23 protein-coding genes and 2 pseudogenes are annotated in these 22,441 nt (G+C 69.7%); 11 read left to right on the top strand and 14 right to left on the bottom strand.

All coding sequences use genetic code 11. The features are described from left to right. Positions 1 to 91: 91 nt before the first annotated feature. Positions 92 to 1,270: an aminotransferase class I/II-fold pyridoxal phosphate-dependent enzyme gene (locus AB0M02_RS38345; RefSeq protein ID WP_364236367.1), complete on the bottom strand. Its 1,179-nt coding sequence runs from the start codon at positions 1,268 to 1,270 to the stop codon at positions 92 to 94. Between the two features lie 21 nt (positions 1,271 to 1,291). Then, positions 1,292 to 3,238: an Hsp70 family protein gene (locus AB0M02_RS38350; RefSeq protein WP_364236370.1), complete on the bottom strand. Its 1,947-nt coding sequence runs from the start codon at positions 3,236 to 3,238 to the stop codon at positions 1,292 to 1,294. A gap of 197 nt (positions 3,239 to 3,435) precedes the next feature. On the opposite strand from AB0M02_RS38350, the gene AB0M02_RS38355 reads away from it, so the two are divergent. After that, positions 3,436 to 3,768 (top strand): cupin domain-containing protein, encoded by a 333-nt coding sequence (locus AB0M02_RS38355; RefSeq protein WP_364236373.1) that lies wholly within the window; start codon positions 3,436 to 3,438, stop codon positions 3,766 to 3,768. An 8-nt stretch (positions 3,769 to 3,776) separates the two neighbouring features. Here AB0M02_RS38355 and AB0M02_RS38360 read toward each other — a convergent pair whose 3' ends face one another. After that, positions 3,777 to 4,700, bottom strand: coding sequence for a WYL domain-containing protein (locus AB0M02_RS38360; protein ID WP_364236376.1), 924 nt, complete (start codon positions 4,698 to 4,700; stop codon positions 3,777 to 3,779). Between the two features lie 87 nt (positions 4,701 to 4,787). Here AB0M02_RS38360 and AB0M02_RS38365 point away from each other — a divergent pair, with 87 nt between their 5' ends. Beyond that, positions 4,788 to 5,171: a VOC family protein gene (locus tag AB0M02_RS38365; protein WP_364236379.1), complete on the top strand. Its 384-nt coding sequence runs from the start codon at positions 4,788 to 4,790 to the stop codon at positions 5,169 to 5,171. Between the two features lie 39 nt (positions 5,172 to 5,210). Here AB0M02_RS38365 and AB0M02_RS38370 read toward each other — a convergent pair whose 3' ends face one another. From AB0M02_RS38370 to AB0M02_RS38390, 5 genes are read right to left on the bottom strand one after another with little or no spacing between them, the layout of a single operon-like run. After that, the gene (locus tag AB0M02_RS38370) at positions 5,211 to 5,699 is read right to left on the bottom strand and encodes a cupin domain-containing protein (protein ID WP_364236381.1); all 489 of its coding nucleotides are present in this window, start codon (positions 5,697 to 5,699) and stop codon (positions 5,211 to 5,213) included. 7 nt (positions 5,700 to 5,706) lie between these two features. Then, entirely contained in the window at positions 5,707 to 7,917 is a 2,211-nt protein-coding gene (locus tag AB0M02_RS38375; RefSeq protein WP_364236383.1) for a rhamnogalacturonan lyase, read from the bottom strand. Between the two features lie 27 nt (positions 7,918 to 7,944). Beyond that, positions 7,945 to 9,258 carry an extracellular solute-binding protein gene (locus AB0M02_RS38380; RefSeq protein WP_364236386.1) on the bottom strand — a complete coding sequence of 438 codons (1,314 nt, stop codon included), beginning with the start codon at positions 9,256 to 9,258 and terminating at the stop codon, positions 7,945 to 7,947. Positions 9,259 to 9,269: 11 nt separating this feature from the next. Further along, a complete protein-coding gene (locus tag AB0M02_RS38385; RefSeq protein ID WP_364236388.1) occupies positions 9,270 to 10,169 on the bottom strand; it encodes a carbohydrate ABC transporter permease in 900 nt (299 codons plus the stop codon). Beyond that, the gene (locus AB0M02_RS38390) at positions 10,162 to 11,085 is read right to left on the bottom strand and encodes a sugar ABC transporter permease (RefSeq protein ID WP_364236389.1); all 924 of its coding nucleotides are present in this window, start codon (positions 11,083 to 11,085) and stop codon (positions 10,162 to 10,164) included. Before AB0M02_RS38390 ends, AB0M02_RS38385 begins: the two co-directional genes overlap by 8 nt. A gap of 190 nt (positions 11,086 to 11,275) precedes the next feature. On the opposite strand from AB0M02_RS38390, the gene AB0M02_RS38395 reads away from it, so the two are divergent. Further along, positions 11,276 to 11,710 (top strand): hypothetical protein, encoded by a 435-nt coding sequence (locus tag AB0M02_RS38395; protein ID WP_364236392.1) that lies wholly within the window; start codon positions 11,276 to 11,278, stop codon positions 11,708 to 11,710. 8 nt (positions 11,711 to 11,718) lie between these two features. Here the strand turns inward: AB0M02_RS38395 and AB0M02_RS38400 are convergent, their stop codons facing one another. Beyond that, positions 11,719 to 12,156: a hypothetical protein gene (locus AB0M02_RS38400; protein ID WP_364236394.1), complete on the bottom strand. Its 438-nt coding sequence runs from the start codon at positions 12,154 to 12,156 to the stop codon at positions 11,719 to 11,721. Between AB0M02_RS38400 and AB0M02_RS38405 the strand changes: the two genes are divergently transcribed. Then, on the top strand, positions 12,110 to 12,754 hold the full coding sequence (locus tag AB0M02_RS38405; RefSeq protein ID WP_364236397.1) for a hypothetical protein: 645 nt from the start codon (positions 12,110 to 12,112) through the stop codon (positions 12,752 to 12,754). The two genes, AB0M02_RS38400 and AB0M02_RS38405, sit on opposite strands and share 47 nt — an antisense overlap. 5 nt (positions 12,755 to 12,759) lie before the next feature. On the opposite strand, the gene AB0M02_RS38410 is transcribed toward AB0M02_RS38405, so the two are convergent. Further along, positions 12,760 to 13,266 carry a hypothetical protein gene (locus AB0M02_RS38410; RefSeq protein ID WP_364236400.1) on the bottom strand — a complete coding sequence of 169 codons (507 nt, stop codon included), beginning with the start codon at positions 13,264 to 13,266 and terminating at the stop codon, positions 12,760 to 12,762. Positions 13,267 to 13,360: 94 nt separating this feature from the next. Here AB0M02_RS38410 and AB0M02_RS38415 point away from each other — a divergent pair, with 94 nt between their 5' ends. The 5 genes and pseudogenes from AB0M02_RS38415 to AB0M02_RS38435 form a co-directional block, all read left to right on the top strand. Continuing rightward, the gene (locus AB0M02_RS38415; protein WP_364236403.1) at positions 13,361 to 14,695 is read left to right on the top strand and encodes a hemolysin family protein; all 1,335 of its coding nucleotides are present in this window, start codon (positions 13,361 to 13,363) and stop codon (positions 14,693 to 14,695) included. Then, complete coding sequence (locus tag AB0M02_RS38420; protein ID WP_364236405.1) at positions 14,692 to 15,759, top strand: hemolysin family protein; 1,068 nt, start codon at positions 14,692 to 14,694, stop codon at positions 15,757 to 15,759. The genes AB0M02_RS38415 and AB0M02_RS38420 overlap by 4 nt, the downstream gene beginning before the upstream one ends. Before the next feature lie 113 nt (positions 15,760 to 15,872). Further along, on the top strand, positions 15,873 to 16,601 hold the full coding sequence (locus tag AB0M02_RS38425) for a dihydrofolate reductase family protein (RefSeq protein WP_364236408.1): 729 nt from the start codon (positions 15,873 to 15,875) through the stop codon (positions 16,599 to 16,601). Positions 16,602 to 16,646: 45 nt separating this feature from the next. After that, positions 16,647 to 16,988: a hypothetical protein gene (locus tag AB0M02_RS38430; protein WP_364236410.1), complete on the top strand. Its 342-nt coding sequence runs from the start codon at positions 16,647 to 16,649 to the stop codon at positions 16,986 to 16,988. A 180-nt stretch (positions 16,989 to 17,168) separates the two neighbouring features. After that, positions 17,169 to 17,324, top strand: a pseudogene (locus AB0M02_RS38435) (transposase family protein); the annotation flags it as partial. Positions 17,325 to 17,371: 47 nt separating this feature from the next. Here AB0M02_RS38435 and AB0M02_RS38440 read toward each other — a convergent pair. Then, positions 17,372 to 17,905, bottom strand: a pseudogene (locus tag AB0M02_RS38440) (transposase); the annotation flags it as partial. Between the two features lie 26 nt (positions 17,906 to 17,931). Between AB0M02_RS38440 and coaD the strand changes: the two are divergent. Next, the gene (gene coaD, locus AB0M02_RS38445; RefSeq protein ID WP_364236412.1) at positions 17,932 to 18,369 is read left to right on the top strand and encodes a pantetheine-phosphate adenylyltransferase; all 438 of its coding nucleotides are present in this window, start codon (positions 17,932 to 17,934) and stop codon (positions 18,367 to 18,369) included. Between the two features lie 6 nt (positions 18,370 to 18,375). Here the strand turns inward: coaD and AB0M02_RS38450 are convergent, their stop codons facing one another. Continuing rightward, entirely contained in the window at positions 18,376 to 18,765 is a 390-nt protein-coding gene (locus AB0M02_RS38450) for a transposase (protein WP_364236415.1), read from the bottom strand. Positions 18,766 to 18,897: 132 nt separating this feature from the next. Continuing rightward, positions 18,898 to 19,470, bottom strand: coding sequence for a hypothetical protein (locus AB0M02_RS38455; RefSeq protein WP_364236418.1), 573 nt, complete (start codon positions 19,468 to 19,470; stop codon positions 18,898 to 18,900). Positions 19,471 to 19,588: 118 nt separating this feature from the next. On the opposite strand from AB0M02_RS38455, the gene AB0M02_RS38460 reads away from it, so the two are divergent. Continuing rightward, the gene (locus AB0M02_RS38460; protein WP_364236421.1) at positions 19,589 to 21,646 is read left to right on the top strand and encodes a serine/threonine-protein kinase; all 2,058 of its coding nucleotides are present in this window, start codon (positions 19,589 to 19,591) and stop codon (positions 21,644 to 21,646) included. Here the strand turns inward: AB0M02_RS38460 and AB0M02_RS38465 are convergent. Next, positions 21,575 to 22,438, bottom strand: coding sequence for a helix-turn-helix transcriptional regulator (locus AB0M02_RS38465; protein WP_364236423.1), 864 nt, complete (start codon positions 22,436 to 22,438; stop codon positions 21,575 to 21,577). The two genes, AB0M02_RS38460 and AB0M02_RS38465, sit on opposite strands and share 72 nt — an antisense overlap. Positions 22,439 to 22,441: the final 3 nt, after the last annotated feature.

The raw sequence follows: 22,441 nt of genomic DNA on the forward strand, positions 1-22,441 counted from the left end.
CCACCCCGCGAACTCCAGCAACTACTCAACGCCGTCGGAAACGGCCACGCCCTCAACCTCTATCTACCCCCATAAAGGCGACAAACTACCGCTAGCTCGAAGGGGTGGGGAGGCCCGTGACGAACTCGCCCAGGCGGGCCAAGCCCTCGCGGAGGTCGTCGGCGGACGCGGTGTATGAGAGTCGCACGTGTGTCTCCGCGCTGTGCGAGCCGAAATCGCGGCCGGGTGTCAGCGCGACCCCCGCCTCCTGCAGCGCTCGCTCACAGAACTCCCACGATGAGAGTCCGGTGCCACTCACATCGATGTAGGCGTAGAAGGCTCCGTCCGGGCGCACCGGCACCGGCAACCCGATGCGCGCGAGTCCCTCCAGCACCAGGTCGCGCCGTGTGACGAACTCCAGACGGCGCTGTTCGCAAACCTCCAGGGCCTGGGGTGTGAAGCACTGGAGGGCCGCTACCTGGGCCGGCGTCGACGGGCAGATGAAGTAGTCCTGGGCGAGGCGTTCCATGGCCGGCACCAGGTCCATAGGCAGCACGCACCAGCCGAGGCGCCAGCCTGTCATTCCGAAGTATTTGGAGAAGCTGTTGATGACTACTGCGCCGGGGTCGATCGCCAGGGCGGTCTGCAAGGGCGCGAGCGTGTGCAGGTTGAGGTAGATCTCGTCGATCAGTCGCCAGGCGCCGCGGGAGCGGGCCAGGGAGCAGATCGCGTCCAGGGAGGCCAATGGCACTGAGGTGCCGGTCGGGTTGGAGGGTGTTGCCACCATGACGCCGGCGGTGCGTGGTGTCCAGTGTGAGCGGACCAGGTCCTCGTCCAGTTGGAAGCGGGTGGCGGGGGTGGTGGGTACCAGGTTCACGCGGGCGCCGAAGCTCTCCATGATCTGGCGGTTGCAGGGGTAGGAGGGGTCGCCGATGATCACCTCGTCGCCGTCGTCGACCAGGGCGGCCGTGGTGAGGAGGAGTGCCGCTGACGCGCCGGCGGTCACTACTACCTGTTCGGGTGCGACGGCTACGTCGTGTGTGGTGGCGTAGAAGCCTGCGATCGCCTCTCGCAGTGCGGGGAGTCCGAGGGCGGCCGTGTAGGCCATGGATCTGCCGTCCATTGCCTCGCGCATTGCCTCGCGGACGATCGGGGGTGCGCCGAAGTCGGGTTCGCCGATGTTCAGGCGGATCACGGAGCGGCCGTCCGCCTCGAGCATCGCGGCGTGCTTGGCGACTTCCATCGCGTAGAACGGCGCCATGGCCTGCGCGCGCTGAGAGAGCCCTGTCACAGCGCAGACTCTAAACACCGCTCAGGGTGAGCGGGGCGGGGTGGTCACCGCATTGACCGTTGTTGCTGCGGCCCACCAGGCGAGTACCGCGACGTACGCGATTGTCGGGTAGCGCATCGTTCCCGCTGCCGTGACCAGGGCGTATCCGGCGCCCAGCAGGAGGGCGGTGACCAGGCGGAGTGTCGGGGCGAGGGGAACCGTCAGGCCGGTCGCGATGCCGAGCAGTGTCGCGCCGATCATGTCGAGGGGCATGTCGGCGTCGCTGAACGGCTGAAGGAGGACGCCTGTTGCCGCTGCCACGATCGCCAGGATGGGTGGTCGGGCCGTGCGTAACCACTCCGGCAGGGTATCGGCCGGTATGCGCGGTGCTGCCAATCCGATCACCGCTGCGCAGGCGGCGATCGGCAGGGCTCCGGCCAGGGCCGCGCGCAGGCTGCCGTCGGCGTTTATCCCGGCGACGAGACCCCACGCCCAGGCGAGCACGACACCGACGGCGGACGCTGCGAGAAAGGCACGGCGGAGGAGGAGGCCGGCGTCCAATGGCTCCGGACGAACGGTCGGCGCAGGCCGGGCGGCAGCCGGCTCCGGACGGGCGGTCGGCGCGGGCTGGGCGGGCTGAGCGGGCGGGCCGGGCTGTGCGGGCTGGCCGGGCTGAGCGGGCTGGCCGGGCTGAGCGGGCTGAGCGGGCCGGCCGGGCTGAGCGGGCTGGGCGGGGGCCGGCTCCGGACGTGCGGTCGGCGCGAGCTGGGCGGCGGCCCAGGTGGTCAGCGCGGCCAGGGCCGCTGCCAACGTCAGGTTCTCCAGAGGAAAGGGTACGGCGTAAGCACTCAAAGCCTGCAACAGGATCACGACCGAGCTGACCGCCAGGACCACCACTCCCCCGGCGCCGAAGAGGGTCGGGCGGCTGCGCGGCAGTCGTACGGTAGTTGCCGTCAGGCCCGTCAGCGGGCGGCTCAGGCGCACCGCGCCGGTCAGCACCGCGTGCGAGTCGCGGACCGTGACCGTCGGTGGCAGCCCGGCCGCGGTGAGGCCCGCCTGGATCTCCGGGAGGGTTCCGTCGTCGCCGACGAGCACGACTGCGCCCACGTCGCGCGTGTCGAGATCCGCGTCCGCGAGCAGTTGCTTCACGGTCTCTCGCAAACGAGCCAGGTGCACCGCCGTGGCCGTCGTCAGGTCTTCACGGGTCAGCACGACGGCCGGGTGTGGTTCGGGCAGCAGCATCGGCGCGCGCTGTTGAACCGCCAGGGCCAGGCGCGCCTGCTGGATCTCCCGCGCGACCCGCCAGTCGTCCAGGGCGGCCGACGGGTCCGCTCCCGGCGTGGCGCGTTCCGCCGCCAGTTGGATGAGCGCCTCGTCGACAGTCGGGGCGTCGGGGTCGCGGACCGGCGCCGCGGACAGCTGCCGGAACCCGTGCCCGGCGTCGAGAACCGTGAGCTCCGGGGTCGCGTCGCCGGTGGTGCAGACCGTGACGAACGAGCCCGGCCGCACGCTCTCACCCAGCGCCGCCGCCGCTGCCGCCGCGGCCGCCGTGACGATGTGCGGCGGCGGCAGCCCGGCGCCCGCCGCCGCCTGGTGCAGGCGCTGGCGGGCCCGGTGTCCCCAGGTCTGCGTGGTCAGGACGGTGAGCCCCGTGACCGCCCCACCCGCCTGCGCCACAGCCGCTTCGGCAACCTGGGCCAGCACCGCCGACACGGCCGCGACCGGGTTGAAGCGGGCACCCGGCGACGGCGTGCCGGTGTGCAGCAGGGTCATCGGGTCGGGGCGGTAGTTCTCCGGAAGCGCGGCGCTGGCCACCAGCGCGGGCGTGCCGGTGCTGAGGGCGTGCGTGTCGGGCGCCTGGAACACTCCGCTGGGGAGCCGGGGCTGGCCATCGAAGACGACTGGCTGAACGACTCCGCCGGACTCGTACACCGCGGTGGTCCACCATGCGGAGATGTCGACGGCCAGATGAAGATCCCCGGCGGGCATGCCCGGAAGTGTCCCAAAGGGATAGGACAAGGCGTATTACGACCGGGATCTTCTTCGCATAGTGACAGATCGATGATTGATGGTGGCTCACCCGAACGCCTGACCTGTAGGGGCCACGGATGCGGGGGTCTTTAGACCCGCCCGGCCGGTACCGTACGACCCGTTCACCGTGCCGATCCCCGGGACAGACTGGCCGCATGGAGAAGACCTCGCTCACCGCCCTCGGTGATCAGCAGCTCGCCTTTGCCCGGGGCGCCACCAGCGGCCGCAGCGCGGAGACCGTGCTCGGCGGCCACACCGCCGCCCTGCGCCAGACCGTCATCGCGATCGTCGCGGGCCGCGGGCTGGACGACCACGAGAGCCCCGGCGAGGCCACGCTTCAGGTGCTGCGCGGACACGTGCGCCTGACCGCCGGCTCCGGATCCGCCGAGGCCGGCGCGGGCGAGCTGCTGGTCATCCCCGCCGTACGCCATCGCCTCGACGCCCTGGAGGACAGCGTTCTCCTGCTCACCGTCGTCAAGTCCGCCTGACGAAATCGTCATCGCCCCGAGCCGGTGGCGTACCGCTGGGCGAGGCGGGCGAATGCCTCCACCAGCGGCGCGGGCCCGACAGCCGACAGGTCCGCGTCGAACTTGCCGAACGCGGCGGCCAGCGACACCCACGACCAGGAGCCCATGACGACCCGGCACCGTCCGGGGCCGGCCTCCTCGACGAGACCGTCCGGCACGAACGGCGCGATCTCCGCGGCGGGCCGGTCGAGGACGGCCTCGCCCTGGCACGGCCAGCCACCGGCGGAACCGCGGAACCGGCTGATCACGAACGCGGTCACGTCCAGCGGGCGCGGTGTGAAGCGCGGACCGGCCGGTGCCAGCGGGGTCAGGCGGTCCAGCCGGAAGGTACGCCAGTCGCGGCGGTCGGTGTCCCAGGCCACGAGGTACCACCGCGCGCCCCATGTGACCAGGTGGTGCGGCTCGGCCCGGCGCACGTCCGGACCGTACGTGAACCGCAGGATCTCCCGGGAGTGCACCGCGGCGCCGACGGCCGTGAGCACCGCGGTGTCCACGACCGGAGCGGCGCCCGCGACCGGCACGATCGGGAGGGCGTCGATCCGCTGCCGCAACCGGCTCGGCATGACCTGCCGGAGCGTGTTCAGCGCCCGCGCCGCCGCCGCCTCGACACCGGCACCGGAGACAGCCGCGACCCGCAGGCCCACCGCGATGGCCACCGCCTGGTCGTCGTCGAAGAGCAGCGGCGGCATGCGGTTGGCCGGAGCGAGCCGGTAGCCGCCGTCGGGACCCTTGACGGTCGCAATCGCGTACCCCAGCTCGCGCAGCCGGTCGATGTCGCGCCGCACGGTCCGCGGGCTCACCTCCAGCCGCGCGGCCAGCAGCGCGCCCGGCCAGTCCCGCCGCGCCTGCAGCAGCGAGAGCAGCGAGAGCAACCGTCCCGACGTCTTCGGCATGCTCCCGATCCTTCCGGAAGTAGAGGCCACAACCTGTCCTCTACCGCTGACAGCCTGGTTCCTGTCCGCAACCGAGAAGGAGCAACGATGAGCATCACGACCGTCACCCACATCAACCTGCGCGGCAACGCCCGGGAGGCGCTGGAGTTCTACCAGCGGGTGTTCGGCGGCGACCTGGTCGCGATCCCGCACGCCGAGGACCCCGGCCAGGTCCTGTGGGGCCAGGTCACCTCCCCCGCCGGCTTCCACGTCATGGCCTTCGACGTCCCGCCCTCCCAGCCATGGAGCCGCGGCGAGAACCCGTTCTTCGTCTCGGTCCGCGGCACGGACACCGAGGAGGTCTCCGGCTACTGGAAGAGGCTGGCCGAGGGCTCCACCGTGGTGGTCGACCTGGCCCCGTCGCAGTGGTCACCGCTGTACGGCATGGTCACCGACCGCTTCGGCGTCACCTGGGTGCTCGACGTCGCCTGAGGACGGCCCCTTAATGCTCGACGTCGCCTGAAGACGGCCCTAACGCCCGTCGAGCCAGTGGTTGTCGTGTTCCAGGTAGAACTCCCGGCGTTCCTCGTCGCTCATCTCGGCGAGCCGCACCAGGCCCTCGAAGTAGCCCTCCCGGGGTGCTCCCGGTGAGAAGTGCAGCAGCATCGACGCCGGTTCCCCGGACTCGTTCTTGAAGCCGTGGATGCCGCCGGCCGGCACGTGCACATAGTCGCCGGGCCCGGTGGAGAGCCACTCCTCGCCGTTATAGATCCGCATCCGTCCGGAGAGGATGTAGAACGACTCGGTGATCGTGTTGTGGAAGTGCGGGTCGGGACCGGTCACGCCCGGCCCGCACTCCCAGCGATAGAGGCCGAACAGGCCACCGGTCGACTCACCCGACGACAGGTAGTGCACGCGGGTGCCGTTCGGATAGACCAGTTCCGGCTCGGTTCCGTCCGGGCGGTACAGCGCGCTGACCTCGCCCTTGTCGCCGTGATAGATCGGTGGTGGATAAGTCACGGAAGTATCATGGCACCCGATTCCAGTCGGCGTCGGTGGCGAGGTAGAAGCTCGGGTACGACGGCTGGTTGTACGTGGTCTGCTGACGCGCCACCTCGACGCGGTACTGCGGGTCGTGCATCAGCGTGTAGAGCTTGTGGTTCGTCACCTCGGTGCTCAGATAGATCCGGATCGCGCTGCTGTCGGCGGTGCGCACCAGCAGTTCCTCACGCCAGTCGCCGAGGATGTCGGCCACCAGGCTCGGGTTGCCCTTCGTGCCGTTGTTCGTACGCGTACCCTCAGCCGTCAGCAACCGCCCCCGCTTCCAGTCATCGATCGTCGGGGTGACGTCCCCGGCACCGTTGACGATCTGCGTGGTGAGATCGGCCGCCCACCGGATGCTCTGGTTCGTACCGGGAATCGTGTTCGTCAGCACCTCACCGGTGGCGCTGTGCAGCCCGAGTGCCTCCGACCCGCCGGGCATGCTCGCCCACGACTCGATGCCGCGCACCTCGGGCAGGACGTCCCCGATCATCCCGCGTCCGGTGTCGCGCCCGGAGTACGTACCGAACAAAACCTCTCCGGAAGCCGCGTCGCGCATCGCCATGCCGTATGGCGCCCAGGTCGCGCCCTCGTGGACCGTGAAGATCTCCAGGCCGGGGCGATCCGGGTCGATGTCCGTGACGTGCATGGCGTCGCCGTGCCCGAGGCGTGCCGGCGTGCCCGGCGCGGCACTCCCCTCGGGAAGCGTGCCGAACGACGAGTAGAGCAGGCTGCCGTCGTGGTCGATGGTGGCCGAGCCGTAGACGATCTCCTGCTTGCCGTCGGCGTCCACGTCGGCCGCGCTGAGCGAGTGGAAGCCCTGCGTGGTCAGCGTGCCGTAGACCGGATCGGTGCCGTCACGGCCGTGCGGCGAGTCGTTGAACGGGTTGGTCATCGGCGCCCAGCCGCTGTCGACGTACCAGTTCTGCTTCAGCCGCCGGCCGTCCCAGTGGTACGCGACCAGCGTGGACCGGGTGTAGTAGCCGCGCGCGAACACGGCGGAGGGCCGCTTGCCGTCCAGATAGGCGACACCGGAGAGGAACCGGTCGACGCGGTTGCCGGGCTCGATGCGGGCCATCGCGTAGTCGCCCCACATCAGCCCGTCGTCGTGGCGTCCCGGCTGGTAGTCGATGGTCTGCAGCTCACGGCCGGTCGCGCCGTCGAAGACGGTCAGGTACTCGGGGCCGTCGACGATGAAGCCCTCGAAGGCGCGCAAATTGTTGCGGGTGCTGCGCGACGGTGCGTAGACGTCCATGAAATAGTCGGCGAGCTTCGAAGCATCTTCCCTGCTCAGAGGGTATTCATAGGCCGGCGCGATGCCGAACGCCTGCTCCAGGGTGGCCGGCCAGTGGCCGTTCCGGACCTCGGGGTGGGAGTGCCAGCCCTGGAACGTCGACACGATGTGGTCGTAGTAGTCGGCGGCGCTCATGCGATAGTCGGGGCCGCTCTCGCCGCGAACGAAGCGCTCGGAAACGACATTGCCCGATTTGTCGTAGCGAATCGTGCGGACACCCGGCGCCGTCTTCAGGATCATCTCCGACCGGCCGTTGCCGTCGAAGTCGTACACCAGGAACTGGGTGTAGTGCGCACCGGCACGAATGTTGACACCCAGGTCGATGCGGTGCAGCAGGGTGCCGTCCGCCCGGTAGGTGTCGATGTAGACCGGCCCGGTCCACCCGACCTGCGACACGTCCTTGGAGTTCGACGGATCCCACTTGACGACGTACTCGTACGTCCCGTCGCCGTCGACATCGCCGACACTCATGTCGTTTGCCGCGTACGAATAAATCTCCCCGCTGGGCGTGACCCCGTCGGCAGGCTTGCGCAGCGGCAGTTCCTTGTAGTTTGTCGCCCACGGGGTGACCGTGGCGCCCCCGACCTGGTAGCGCGAGGTCGCCGTGCCGCCGGTGTCGAGATAGTTGGTGCTGTCGGTGACCGTCGCGATGCGCCTGCCGTCGCGGTAGACGGGGAAGTTCCGCCCGGTCAGGCCGGTCGCCGACGCACCGGTGGCCTCCTGCTTCAGCAGGCGCCAGCTGAGGAAGACGCCCTCGGCCGTGGGGACGGCGACCAGGCCGCGGTCGAGACGTTCGAGAGTGATGCCGGTGCGGCCGTGTGCGGGGGCGGCCGTGCCGGGTGATCCGAGAAGCAGCAGGGTCGTCGTGCACACGGCAGCGACGCCCACCATGCGGGGATTCATGGCGGTTCTCCTTCGGGGGATGCGGCGTCAGGCCGCGTCGATCTCGGCCTGGAGTTCCTTGATGAAGCCGGCGGCGGCGTTCTGCGGCGTCTGGCGCTCGAAGAGCACCTCCTCGGTGTGCCGCTTGAGGATGGCCTCGATGCTGCTGGCGCCGTTGGGGGTGACCCGCGGCGCCTCGCCGACCGAGATCGTGGTGAGGTACTCGGCGGCGGCCTTGTCGGTGGCGGTCAGCTTCGGGGTGATCGCGGTGCGGACCGTGGCGTTGGACGGCACGCCCCGGTCGGTCAGCAGGATGTCGCCGGCCTCGGTCGTGTTGAGCAGGAAGTCGACGAACAGCGCGGCCTCGGCCGGGTGCTTCGACCGCGACGACACCGACCAGAACATCGACGGCTTGTAGTACGGCGCGGTGGCCGCGGCGGGCTGGCCGTTGGTGGGCAGCTTGAGCAGCTTCAGGTTCTGCCCGGACGCCGCGGACACCGAGGTGAGCTGGGTGTTCCACCACGTGCCGAACGCGGACGTGTTGGTGGCGGTGCCGGACTGGTCCAGCGGCGCGCCGGCGCGCTCGACGGTGACCGACGGCGCCGGGGCGATGCCCTGCTTGGCCAGGTCCAGAAGGTACTGCCAGTAGGACGCGAGCACCTCCGGCGGGATCGCGACCTTGCCGTCGGCGTCGTAGAGGGCCGCGCCGGCCTGACGCGCCCAGATGTTGACGCCACCCGAGTCGAAGCCCCACGACTGCACGCCGGTCACCTTGCCACCGGACGCCTTGGAGATCTCGGCGCCGATCCGCTTGAGGTCGTCCCAGGTCCACTTGCTGTCGTCCGGGACCGGGATCCTGTACTGGGCGAGCAGGTCGGTGTTGACGATGATCGAGTACGCGGCGAGGCCGGTGGGGATCGCGTACTGTTTGCCGCCGACCTTGCCGGTGTCGAGCGCGGCGGCGTCGATGTCGGTGGTCTTGAGGTGCTTGCTCGCCGTGCCCAGGTCGAGCAGGGCGCCTCGCTCGGCATAGGACGCCAGGTAGAGCTCGTCCATCTGGATGATGTCGGGCGCGTCGTTGGCGGCGACCGTGGTGGCCAGGCTGTCCCAGTAGCCGTTCCACTCCTTGAACTCGCCGGACACCGTGATGTTCGGGTGCTTCTTCGTGAACAGGTCGATGACCTGCTGCGTCCGCTTGTGCCGGGCGTCCGACCCCCACCAGGTGAACCGCAGCTTCACGGCGTCGGAGGAGATCTCTCCGCTCGCATCGCCACCGCTGTCGCCGCAGGCGGCGAGCGTGGCCGCCGCGCCGACTCCGAGACCGAGGGAGAGAAGGGAGCGGCGCGTCATCGCATTTCGCACGGGGGAACCTCCTATTTGATGCCGGTGGTGGCGATGCCTTTGATCAGGTAGCGCTGGCCGATCAGGAACGCGAGGAAGATCGGGAGCAGGGAGACGACGCTCATCGCGAACATCGAGCCCCAGGACGTGGCGACGGTGGCGTCGACGAACGAGCGCAGCGCGACCGGGACGGTGTACATGTCGGGGTCGGTCAGATAGATCAGCTGGGAGAAGAAGTCGTTCCAGGTCCAGATGAACGTGAAGATCGTCGTGGTGGCCAGCGCGGGGAGCATCAGCGGCAGGATGACCCGCAGGAAGATGCGCGGGTGGCCGGCGCCGTCGATCCGGGCGGCCTCGTCGAGCTCACGGGGCAGGCCGCGGATGAACTGGACCATCAGGAAGACGAAGAACGCGTCCGTGGCCAGGAGTTTGGGGACGATCAGCGGCAGGAACGTGTTCACCCAGCCGAGGTTGGAGAACATGATGTACTGCGGAACGATGAGCACGTGGATCGGCAGCATGATCGTGCCGAGCATGATCGCGAACCAGAGCCGCTTGCCGGAGAACTCGAGTCTGGCGAACGCGTAGGCCGCCATCGAGCAGGACACCAGGTTGCCGATGATGCAGCCGACAACGACTATTGCCGAATTTAATAGGAAATGTCCGAAGGGTGAGGAGAGGGCGTTCCAACCTTCGCCGTAGTTCTGCAGTTCCAGGTCGCTGAGGACCAGCCCGGGCGACCGAAATATCGCATTATTCGACCTTAAAGAACTTACAACCATCCAGAGTACGGGGTAAAGCATCACCAGCGTGAGAATCATCAGGCCGGTGTGCTTGATCGTGGATCTGATCGCCGGCGGCAGTCCCGCACGCGCCGGTGATGGGTCCTCGGCCGGGATCACCGGAGCGAGGCGGTCCCGGAGGTCAGTCATCGTAGAAGACCCATCGCTTGGCGGCCCAGAAGTTGACCGCGGTGAACGCCGCGATGATCAGCAACAGCAGCCAGGCCAGCGCCGAGGCGTAGCCCATGTCGAAGTTGTTGAAGCCGCGCTGGTACAGGTAGAGCGTGTAGAAGAGCGTGGAGTCCGACGGGCCGCCCGATCCCCCGGACACCACGAACGCCTGGGTGAACGACTGGAACGCGTGGATGATCTGCAGCACCAGGTTGAAGAAGATGATCGGTGACAGCAGCGGCACCGTGATCCGCGCGAACTGCGTCCACCGGCCGGCGCCGTCGACCTGCGCGGCCTCGTAATACATGACCGGGATCTGCCGCAGCCCCGCCAGGAAAATGATCATCGGGGCGCCGAAGGTCCACACGTTCAGCACGATCAGCGTGCCCAGCGCGGTGTCCGGATCGGAGATCCAGCCCCTCCCCTCGACGCCGATCAGGGCGAGCGCCTGGTTGACCAGACCGTCCGCACCGAAGATCTGCCGCCACAGCACCGCGATCGCCACGCTGGAGCCGAGCAGCGAGGGCAGGTAGAAAGCCGAGCGGTAGAAGGCCAGCCCCCGCAGCCCCCGGTCCAGAAGCATCGCCAGCCCGAGTGCGGCGGCGAGCTGCAGCGGGACCGAGACGAACACGTACTTGAACGTGACGCCGAGGGCCTGGTGCAGCCGCTCGTCGCCGATCATCCGGGTCCAGTTCTCGACGCCGTTGAACTCCGGCGGCTGGATCAGGTTGTAGTCGGTGAACCCGAGCACGAACGACGCCACGATCGGGCCGGCCGTGATCAGCACGAGACCGCCGAACCACGGCAACAGGAACAGAAACGCCGCCCTGTTGTCCCTGGGCCGCGCGCCGGATCGGGAATGTCGCAGTTTGTGGAGCTCACCGAGCGCGCTCACTCGCACCCCTTCGCATCGATGCACATCGCAGTAGGAAAGCGCTTTCCTGGCAGTGTGCACCGCCACACCGCGACGGTCAACGGTTTCCGGCGGGTTAAGTATGGATCGTTTCAGAAGCCAGAGCCCGACCTCGGCGCTGTGACTACGGAGATCATCTTTTAACTATTCAACGAGGTGGCAGAATCCAACCGTGGCCATCGACAAGTCGGGCAAGCTGTGGCGCGGGGAAACCTTCGACGACCTCGCCGCCTACATCCGTCACTTCGCCGCCGGAGGCTATCCGGTGGACACCGTCGTGGAGTCCCGCTGCGCCTCCTGCGACGGCCGGGCCTTCGTCCTGGAGATCGACGAGGACGAGAACACCCGCCGGGTGTGCCGCACCTGCGACACCACCACGTTCATCGGCGACAGCGCGGATTACTGGGACGAGGACGACTACGACAACTGCGCCTGCCCGTGCGGCGGCGAGGAGTTCGCGGTGGCCGTCGGCTTCGCCCTCACCGACGACGGCGAGGTGTACTGGATGAGCGTCGGCCTGCGCTGCCTCACCGACGGCACGCTGGGCGTCTACGCCGAGACCAAAATCGACTACCTACCCTCCCGCCACCTCCTCACCCAGTCCTGACCGGCCCGCTAGGCGAAGATCACGAGGCGATCCTCGAGCTGCGCCAGCACGAGGGAGTCGGCGTCGCGGGCGACCACCCCGTCCAGGCACGCCCTCAGGCTCGCGTCGTCCTCGTCGGGGAGGAAGTAGAGCTTGGCGAGCATGAGCTGGCCGTAGGTGTCTCCCGCCAGATCGGGTGTGATCATGGCCAAGCGGTCGCCGACGAGGCTCATGGCGGCGACCAGGCGGACGGCGGTGACGTCTCTGCCGAAGATCGACCGCAGGCCGGTGGCACGCAGCCGGTTGCGCGCGGCCGTCGCCCGCTCGCGCTCGGCGACCCGCGCCGTGGCCGCGACGCTGTAGAGGTCGAGCACGTCGTCGTAGATCTCGCGGGTGAGCGTCTCCAGCAGGGGACTGTCGATGACGGGCAGGCCGTCGGCGAGGAATCTCTCCCGTAGCCGGGGCATCGTCGCGGTCAGCGACGACAGGCACCGAAGACGGGCCGTTCCGTTCCGGCTCGTCCGCCGGTGCCGCGTCGACAGCCTGCCGCAGCGTCCGGACGGCGCGGTCCACCGCCTCGCGGTCGTCACCGGCCTCCCGCAGCAGCGAGTACCCGTCGTCGTGGACGAAGCCGCACGCCGGCAGCTCCGCGTCGAGCCGGTCGAGGTGCGCCACGACCGGTTCCGGCAGCACGTCGGCGCCGGCCAGCAACCGGTGGAAAAGCACGGCCCAGCGCAGGTCCCGGCCACGCTCCGCCTCCGGCAGGGCGGCGGCCCGCGCCAGGTGCAGATACACCACCGCGGCGAGGGCCTCGGCATCGACGTACGTCGCGTCGCCCTCGAAGGTGACGGCCAGCTCCGTCGCCTCGTTCATCGCCTGATCGTCGAGGACCGGCCCCGGGCTCCCGGAATCCTGATACCTGTTCAGCCGGTCCCACAGACCGAGCACCAGACGATCGCGCATCCCGGCCTCCCGGCTCGGAGCGTAAGCGCGCCGCCGCACGCTCGTTCCCGGCGCGTCCAGATCCCGGCAGCCGCCTCACTCGCCGGTGGTCATCAGAGGTAGCCGTCCTACCAGCCCGTCGCGGGCTCACCCATCACCCGGCCGCCGACCGCCGCGGCCAGCTCATGCGCCTGCTCCGCATGTGAGGGCGACACGTGTACATAGACGCTGTGCCCCGCCGGTGACACCGGATGCCACAGGGCCGCCCCGTTCAGCCCGACCTCGAACCCGCAGCGCGTGTGGTTCCCCGGCCAGCAGACGTCCCAGCTGATCGTCGCGGGATCCGGGCCCACGACCGCGACCAGTTGCTCCACGATGCCGCTGTCCAGTGGCAGGTCCCTGGTCCACAGCTCGACCGGCCCCTCCGGCAGCCCCGCGACGACCTCCTCGGTCAGCTCCTCCATGACCGTGCCACTCACCAGCAGCCCGTCCACACCGAGATAGCCGCCCGCCGCCCGCGTCCAGACATTCGCCGAGACGTCCTGCGGGCAGCAGCCGACCGACCGCAGTGCCAGCAGCCGTCGCGCCATCGCCAGCGCCTCGTCCATGTCGTCGCCGGTAGAAATCCGGTACACCGCCGAGTTCCCCACGGCGGCCGATCCTGCCAGCAGCGCGATCGCGCGGACAGCGGATTTCCGCTCCGCCGGACCTGATAGTTTGGGACAACCCATGCTGATCACCATCGGAATCCTGAGCATCGTGCTGCTCACCGCGGCGACCGGCTACTTCGTGGCGCAGGAGTTCGCCTACGTCGCGGTCGACCGGGAGCAGCTCAAGGCGATGGCCGACCAGGGCGACGCCTCCGCCGCGCGGGCTCTGCAGGTCACCCAGAAGCTCTCGTTCGTGCTCTCCGGCTCGCAGGTCGGGATCACGATCACCGCGCTGCTCGCCGGGTACGTCGCCGAGCCGTTCCTCGGCCGGGGCACCGCCGGCCTGCTCGGCGCCACCGGGCTGCCGGACGGCGTCACCGCATCCGTCTCCATGGTGATCGCGCTGCTGTTCGCCACCGTCGTGCAGATGGTCCTCGGCGAGCTGGCGCCGAAGAACCTGGCCATCGCCAAGCCGGAGACGCTCGCCCGGGTGCTGTCGCGCTCGACGATGATCTACCTGACCGTCGCCGGGCCGGTGATCCGCCTCTTCGACGCCACGGCGAACAGGCTGCTGCGCGCCGTCGGCATCGAACCGGTCGAGGAGCTGCCGCAGGGCGCCACGGCCGAGGACCTGGACCGGATCATCGCCACCGCCGGCACGCATGGCGCCCTCGACTCCCGTGCCGCCCGGCTGCTCGACCACGGGCTGGACTTCCGGGCGCGTACCGCCGCCGAGGCCATGCGCCCCCGCGTCGACGTCACCACGATCGGTGCCGGCGAGCCCGCCTCCCGTGTGGTCGACCTGCTCGACACCGGCCACTCGCGCTTCCCGGTGACCGGCGACGGTCTCGACGACGTGATCGGCGTCGTGGCGATCGCCGACGTGGTCGCTCTGGAGCCGCCGGCCCGGCTGACCACGCCGGTGCGCGATCTCGCCACCCCGCCCGTCGACCTGCCCGAGTCGGCCCGGCTGCCCGAGGTGCTGGACCGGCTCAAGGCCGCGCACCGGCAGATGGCGATCGTCGTCGACGAGTACGGCGGCTTCGCCGGCATCATCACCCTCGAGGACGTCGCCGAGGAGCTGGTCGGCGAGATCCGCGACGAGGACGACCTGCCGGAACCGGTCATCGAACGCGACGAGGGCGGCTGGCGCGTCCCCGGCCGCGCCCGGGTCGACGAGATCGCCGAGGCCACCGGTGTGCGGCTGCCGGACGACGACGTCTACGACACCGTCTCCGGGCTGATCCTGGCCCGCCTCGGCCGCCTGCCCGAACCCGGCGACGAGATCCACGTCGAACTGCCCCCGCTCGTCGACGAGGACGGCGAACCCCAGCCCCAGGGCGTCGCCCGTCTCACCGTGCTCGGCATCCACCGGCACGTCCCCGACCGCGTCTCGCTGACGGTCACGTCATGAGCACCACCTCGGCCCTGATCGTCTCGCTGGTGCTGCTGGCGCTCAACGCGTTCTTCGTCGCCGCCGAGTTCGCCCTGGTCGCCGCGAAACGCCACCGCCTCGAACAGGCCGCCGCCGACGGCTCCCGCGGTGCGCGCGCCGCGATGGCCGGAACCCGCCGGCTGTCGATGATGCTGGCCGGCGCACAGCTCGGCATCACCCTGTGCACGCTGGGGCTGGGCGCGCTCGCCAAACCCACCGTCGCCCACCTGCTCGAACCCCTGTTCACGGCGGCCGGACTTCCGGATGGCGCCGCGTACGCTATCGCTTTTGTCCTTGCTGTTGCTCTTGTCGGTTTTCTGCATGTCGTGGTCGGCGAGATGGCCCCGAAGTCGTGGGCCATCAGTCATCCGGAGACCTCCGCCCAGCTGCTCGCCATCCCCTTCGTCGGCTTCACCACCGTCCTGCGCCCGATCCTGGCGGCTCTCAACGGCCTCGCCAACGCGTGCCTGCGCCTCGTCAAGGTCACCCCGCAGGACGAGCTCGCCCAGGTGCACAACGCCGAGCAGCTGCGCATGCTGCTGGAGACGTCCCGGGAACACGGCACGATCGCCGAGGCCGAGCACGAGCTGCTCACCGCGATGCTCCAGATCCAGTCGACGAGCATCCAGCAGGTCATGGTCCCGATCGGCGAGATCGTCTCGGTGCCGGTGGGCGCGGACGCGCGTACCGTGGAACTCCGCAGCCTGGGCACCGGCCGCAGCCGCCTCGCGGTGACCGGCCCCGACGGTGACATCGCGGGGGTCGTCCACATCCGCGACGCCGCGAAGGCGACCAGCCACGACGTGCCCGCCACCGCCGGTTCCCTGATGTCGGAACCGGTCACGCTCACCGCCGGCGCCAGCGTCCTCGACGCGATCGCCACCATGCGCCAGCGCCGCAGCCACCTCGCGCTCGTCTCCGGCGACTCCGGCGTCATCGGCCTGGTCACCCTGGAAGATCTCCTCGAGCAGGTCATCGGCCAGTTCGACGACGAGACGGATCCGGTGATCGACGCGGCAAGGCGAGCAGGGCGAAAAACATAGGGTACGAGCCGACCCACCACCTCTCATGAGTCGGCGCGACCGGACTGCGGCACCGGGCCGCCCGGCGACCTACGGCGCCGCGCCGGGTGGTCCGGCGACTACCGTGTCGAGCCATGGGCATTGATCAACGTCCCCGCGTCATCCTCTCGGTCACCGCCACGGCCGACGGCCGCGTGGCGCTCGACCGCGAGTCACGCCTGCTCGACCCGGCAGCGGGTGAACGCTGGCGATCGCTGTGGCCACCGGACGTCGAGGACCTCCTGGCACGACGAACCGCGCTGATCGAAGAACTCCACAGCCCCACCGTCATCCTCGAGGGCAGCGGAACGTTCGTGCCCGACGACCGCGGCCCGCTCGACCTGCCGCCCACCGGCGACGACCTCACCGAGGACTTCCTGCCCTTCGACAGCGCGAAGTGGTTCGCCGTGGTGGACAGCCGTGGACGCGTGGAGTGGTCCTACAAGCGGGACGGGGACACCCACCTGCTCCTGCTCGTCAGCTCCGCCACACCCCGGCCCTACCTCGCCTACCTGCGCCGCGAGAACATCCCGTACCTCATCACCGGCACCGACCACGTCGACCTTCCCGCCGCCCTGTCGAAAATGCACCTGCACCTGAACGTCACCTGCGTCCACTCCCAGGCCGGCGGCACCCTGAACAGCGCCCTCCTCCGAGCCGGCCTGGTCGACGAACTACACGTCATCACCGTCCCGGCCCTGGTCGGCGGCCTCACCACCCCCTCGATCATGGACGGCCCACCCCTCCCGCCCCGCCACCTCCGAACCGTCGACGTGACCCTGGGCAGCCACGGCTCGATCTGGACCCGGTACGAAATTGCGTGATTCCACCGAAGCACCACCCCGCACCGCCCTGCCACGCTCGCGCCCATGAGAAGGACACTGGCCGTACTCTTCCTCGCCACCACCGGCACCCTCGCCACCACCGCACCCGCCGCCGCGGCCATCGAACCGCCGGTCTGCACCACCCGCCCCACCGGCCTGCAGCAGATCGAGGGCTCCTGCACCAACGCCAGCCGCATCTGGGGCTACCGCATCGAGATCTACTGCACCTACGACCCCACCGGCGGCCTACCCGAATACACCGTCTGGTCCGACTGGCGCGTAACCACCGAACCCATCACCCTGGCCTGCTCCCCAGACGGCTCCTACGGCTACTACGCCGGCGGCAGCGGAGTCCAGATCCGCTTCCAGGCCCCCATCAAGGGCTGACTCGTCCTTGCCCGGGAGCGTCAAGAAAAACGGCTCTGGCGCAGAGACGGTGGTCGGGCGGCCCGCCGTCCTTCGTGGTCCGACGGATCGTGATCATGATGCCCGTGTGATCTGATCGGGACGATCTTCCCTGGCCTGTCTTCGCCGGTGATCGAGCAGGTGATTGATCAGGGGACGACTATGGGCGTGGTCGCCCGGACATCCTCGGCTGCGGCGGCTTGCCCGGATTGCGGGCAGCTCAGCGAGCGGGTGCATGCCTATCACCAGCGGTGCCTGGCTGATCTTCCGGTCGGCGGGCGCGCGGTCGTCGTGCAGCTGCGAGTCCGGCGCCTGGTCTGCGCAGCGCACTCCTGCCCGCGACGGACGTTTCGTGAACAGGTGCCGGCGTACTTGAACGAGTTGCGCAGCAGGTGCACCACGCAGGTCTGCACGACGGTCTTCGGCCAGACAGTGTTGATCGCCTCAGGCAGGCCGGCCAGAGACGGCCATCAGCACGTCCTCGACACCACGATTCTTCAGCTCGGTGCACACGCTGAACCAGAACTTGGCGCCCTCACCGCCGTCGCCGGCCCACAGCCCGAGGATGTCACGGGTTCCCTCGACGGTGACCGCCAACACGACATAGATCGGCCGGTTCTGCCACTCGGCCATGCCGTTCCATAACCTTGTCGGTGATCGTGGAGATCGTCTGCCGCGGCCAGGTGAGCGCTGATCTCCCCGGTCGTCAGGCCCTTCCTCGACAGCGACAGGACCGAGTCCTCGACCCCGGTCAGCCGACGCTGCCGCTTACGGACGATCTGCGGCTCGAACGAGCCGTCCCGATCCCGCGGCACGGTGATCTCGACCGGGCCGACATCGGTGAGCACCGTCTTGGCACGGGCACCGTTGCGGGAGTTCCCGCCGTCCTTACCGGCCGTCAGCCCGATGTGGCTAGCCTCAATCGATGTCCGACCTGACGTGGAGTGGCCAGCGCGGCGCGCATGCGGTCTATCCGGGAACATTCGACCCCTTCACAGCCGGGCATGCGGACGTGGTCGAGCGGGTGCGGCGCTTGTTCGATCAAGTCACCGTGCTTGTGGCGGTGAACGGGGACAAGCAACCAGCGACAACGCTGGAGCAGCGGCTGAAGGCTTTGCGTATTTCGCTCCCGGCGGACTGGAGCAACGTGGCAGTAATGGCATGGGCGGGGCTGACGGCCGCGTTCTGTCATGAGTACCGGTCCGGCGTCATCGTCCGCGGCGTCCGGAACTCCACCGACCTGGGGCACGAGTATCAGCTGGCGGCGATGAACGAGAACCTGGGCATCACCACGTTGTTGGTCCCTGCACGTCCCGGCGTGGCGACCGTGTCCTCCACGGCGACGCGCGCCCTCCGCGCCTGATCGGGCTTATCTGGTCAGGAGCACGCGCTTGCGGAGTAAGTCGAAGCCGGCTCGGCCATACATCTGTCGTTTGATCATTTTGATCCGGTTGACGTTGCCTTCGACCGGCCCGGAGCTGAAAGGCAAGCTCAGGCCGGCGTTGACCGCGGCGAGGTCGGCGGTCAGACGCGTGGCGAAGCGGCTGATTCCGGGTAATGCGGCCTGCTCGGCTGCAGTGATCCGCGCGGTGAGACGTTCGCCGTGCAGATGGGTCATCATGTCGGCGAAGGAGCGGACCAGTTCGACGGCAGTCAGCGCGGGCCTGCTCGACCAGCCGGCCGACCAGCTCGGCGTCCACACCTTCGGGCGTGCTCGCCGAATCCTTCTTCTTCGCCACCGCGGAAGTATCCACGGCATCCGTCAGACGGTCATCAGGTGCGTCTCCTTGATCAGGAGTTACACCGTTGTTCCCAGTCCCCCTTGCACGCATCGGTGACGGCGCCCAGATCCGGCGCGGTCCCCGGCGGGCACGTTCGGGTCGTCGGCGTGTTACTCCCCTCGGCCGCTGGCACGCAGGACTTCTGCCAAATCGGTCCAGAGGGTGGCTGCGGTGGCCCAGGGGGGCAGGGGCTGCCGGGGTGCGGGGGCGGTGGTGCCGCCGAGGAAGAGGTAGCGGTGGTCGACCGAGTCGAGGTGGGCGAGGACGTCCAGGTGGTCGTCGATGAAGTGGGTGATGCCGAGGCGGGCGCAGACTGGGGCCTTGTCGCGGCGTTCGCGGACGAAGTGGACGTTGGCGGCGGGGATGCCGGTGCGGGTGTGGAAGTCGTGGTGGGCCAGCCACGCGCGGGTGTTGGCGGCGACTTTGGGGCCGGCCTTGGAGACGATGTGGACTCGGCCGGCGAAGGGGTCGGCGGTCAGCAGGGCGAGGGCCTCGAAGACGCCGTCGACCGCCGGGGTCGCCAAGGGGCGGGTGCCGAAGAAGGAGGTGTCGGCGTCGCGGCCGGCGAGGGTGACGATCACGCCACCGACGTCGACGCCGAGGGTGGGCAGCTGCTTCCAGCCCGGTCCGCGATAGGGGGCGCGCGGCTGAGCTGCCCGCTGTCCGACCCGCTGCCGTGCCATCGCCGCTGCTCCCCCGCTTGGATGACCCGAGACTATCGGCGGCGGCAACCGGATTTCACGGGGCGAAGGAAGTGGGCCACTCCATCCCATCCATGCGATCGGCGTAGGTTGTCCTATCGTGGCTGATCCCCTGCGACCCACCGATCCCCGGCAGATCGGGCGATATCGCATCCTGCGCCGGATCGGCGAGGGCGGGATGGGCTCGGTCTTCCTCGCCGAGGACCCCGCCGGCCGGCCTGTCGCTGTCAAGATCATTAGAGCCGAGTACGCGCACGAGGAGCAGTACCGCGCGCGTTTTCGCAGCGAGGTCAGCCGGGCGCGGGAGGTCCCGCCGTTCTGCACGGCCGAGGTTCTCGACGCCGATCCGGACCACGAGACGCCGTACCTGGTGGTCGAGTACGTCGACGGCCCCAGCCTCAGCGAGGTCGTCGCCGACCAGGGCCCGCTCACCGGCGGCAGCCTGCACGGTGTCGCCGTCGGTGTGGCGGCCGCGCTCGCCGCGATCCACGGGGCCGGCGTGATCCACCGTGATCTGAAGCCGCGCAACGTGCTGTTCGCGCTCGGTACGCCCAAGGTGATCGACTTCGGGATCGCGCGGCCGTTGGAACCGACGAGCTTTCACACCCGGGCCGAGGAGATGGTGGGGACTCTGGCGTACATGGCGCCGGAACGCCTCGACCCCCAGACGGACCGGCTCCTCACTCCGGCGGCGGACGTGTTCGCGTGGGGCGCGGTCGTCACGTACGCCGGAACCGGCCGCACCCCGTTCGGCGGTGACAGCCCGGCAGTGACCGCGGCCCGGATCCTGACGCAGCCACCCCGGATCGGTGACCTGCCGCCCTATCTGGCCGAGCTCGTGATCGCCGCCCTGGACAAGGAACCGGAGAACCGGCCGACCGCACCCGAACTCCTCGACCGCCTGCTCGTCTCGGGCGCACCCAGCGCTCCCCCGCTCCCCGCCGGCCTGCGCCGCGACGCCGAGGCCGCCCAGCACGCCGGCCCGCTCCAGCCCCGCCGCCGGACCGAGCAGTCCAGAACATCCGGCACCGGCGAGCGGGCGAAGCGGGCCCGCCGGAGCCGCCGGGTCGCGGTGCTCGCCGCGGCCACTGTTGTCGCGGTGGCGGTGGCCGGGGCGACCATCGGGGCCGGCCTGCGGCAGCGTGACGAACCCAGGGCGCCGGAGCCGGCAGCCGCGGCACGACCGCCGGTCACCGGGCCGGCGATATTCGACTCGCTGCGGAAGGACTCGCTGTTCAGCGCGGTCAAGGATGACAACGGTGAGTGTGGATACCGGCGCGGGCTGCGCGTCACCGCCAGGGCAGGGCGGTCGATGCTCTGTGGCCCGTACCCCCGAACGGTCTTTGCCTCGAGCCAGAACGTCAGCGTGACCGCGACCCTGAACAGCGACCGCTCCTGCGCCGGGATCTGGTTCCGGGCCTCGCCGGAGGAGCCCGAGGACGCCTTCGCCGACGCCTACCGGGTGACGGTGTGCCCGGCGGAGGTGACGCTGATCAGCACGCGGGACGGCGACGAGAACGTGGTCGCCACGGTGGACCGGAACAGCCCGGTCGGCGCCGCGCAGCGGATCCAGGTCGTCGCCGACGAGCGCGACAGCGTCGTCTCGATCGACGGCAACGCGGTGCTGGAGGGTGTGCTGACCGAGTCGTCGCTGCTCAGCGGGCGGGTGCTGATCGGCGCGGTGAACCCGTCCGGCGGTCGCGCCGACGTCACGTTCACCGACGCCCAGCTGCGGTCCGGCGCCGATCCGGCCGTCCCGCCGCTGCCCGCGTTCACCAGCGGCGACGCCCAGTTCACCGCGGGGGTGCACATGCTGTACGACCTCGGCCGGGTGTCCATCCTGGAGCCGGCCGAGTTCCTCACCGGCGAGGAGTACTGCCGGCGGTTCGCGCAGGCGCAGGGATCGCCGAAGTGCGCGGACAGGTTCGTGCCGGTCGCGAGCGGGGTTCAGGTCACCGTGCCGATCGCCGCCGAGCCGGTGTATCTCGACTACCGGCGGGACCGGGCGAAGTGCGTCGATCGGCAGACGCTCGGCGGTACCTGCCGGGTGAGCTTCGACGAGTTCGCGACGACCGACGGTGAGACGTCACCGTGGCCCGCCCTCGTGACGATCCGCCGCGGCGAGGTCACCACGGTCGCCAAGATGGACCTGGGCTAGCGAGGAGAGCAGGGCGAGCTTCTCCGCGTGCGACGAGCCCGGGTCGGGGTGGTAGGCGACGAGCATCATGCCGTCCGTACCGCTGATGTGTAGTTTTTCGCGGTTGAGAACGATGTTTCCGACAACGGGATGCTCGAACGGCACGGCCGCCGAACCCCGTGGCCGCACGTCATGCCGAGCCCACAGGGTCCGGAACAGCGGGCTCGCCACCGACAGCTCCCCCACCAGCTCGACGAAACGCGGGTCGGAGGTGTCGGTGCCCACGGCCTCGCGCAGATGACCGACCATCACCCCGGCACCCTCCTCCCAGAACGGGAGGAGCGCCTGCTCCCCCGGGTCGAGAAGGACGTCCTTGAGCCGGTTGCGCCCGGCGGTGAGGCACGGCGACAGCGCCCCGGCCAGCGGGTTGGCGGCCAGCACATCCATGCACCGGCCCTCGACGAACGCCGGGAACGGCATCAGGGAGACGAACTGGGCGGTGCTCGGCGGCACCCTCTCCACCCGGCGGCGGGCACGGCGGTGAGGCTTCTCCGAGGCGAGCCCGAGCAGATGCTCCCGGCCGGCGGCGTCCAGGCGCAGCACCCGGGCCAGGGACTCGAGGACCTGCACCGACGGGTTCCGGTCCCGGCCGCGTTCCAGCCGCAGGTAGTAGTCCGAGCTGATCCCGGCCAGCATCGCCACCTCCTCCCGGCGCAGCCCCGGCACGCGCCGCACGCCGATGACCGGAACACCCGCCTCCTCCGGTGTGACCAGCTCCCGGCGCGCCCGAAGAAACTCCCCCAGCAGGTTCATGAC

This window comes from Actinoplanes sp. NPDC051861 (assembly GCF_040681145.1).
In the GTDB taxonomy this organism is placed as follows: Bacteria; Actinomycetota; Actinomycetes; order Mycobacteriales; family Micromonosporaceae; genus Actinoplanes.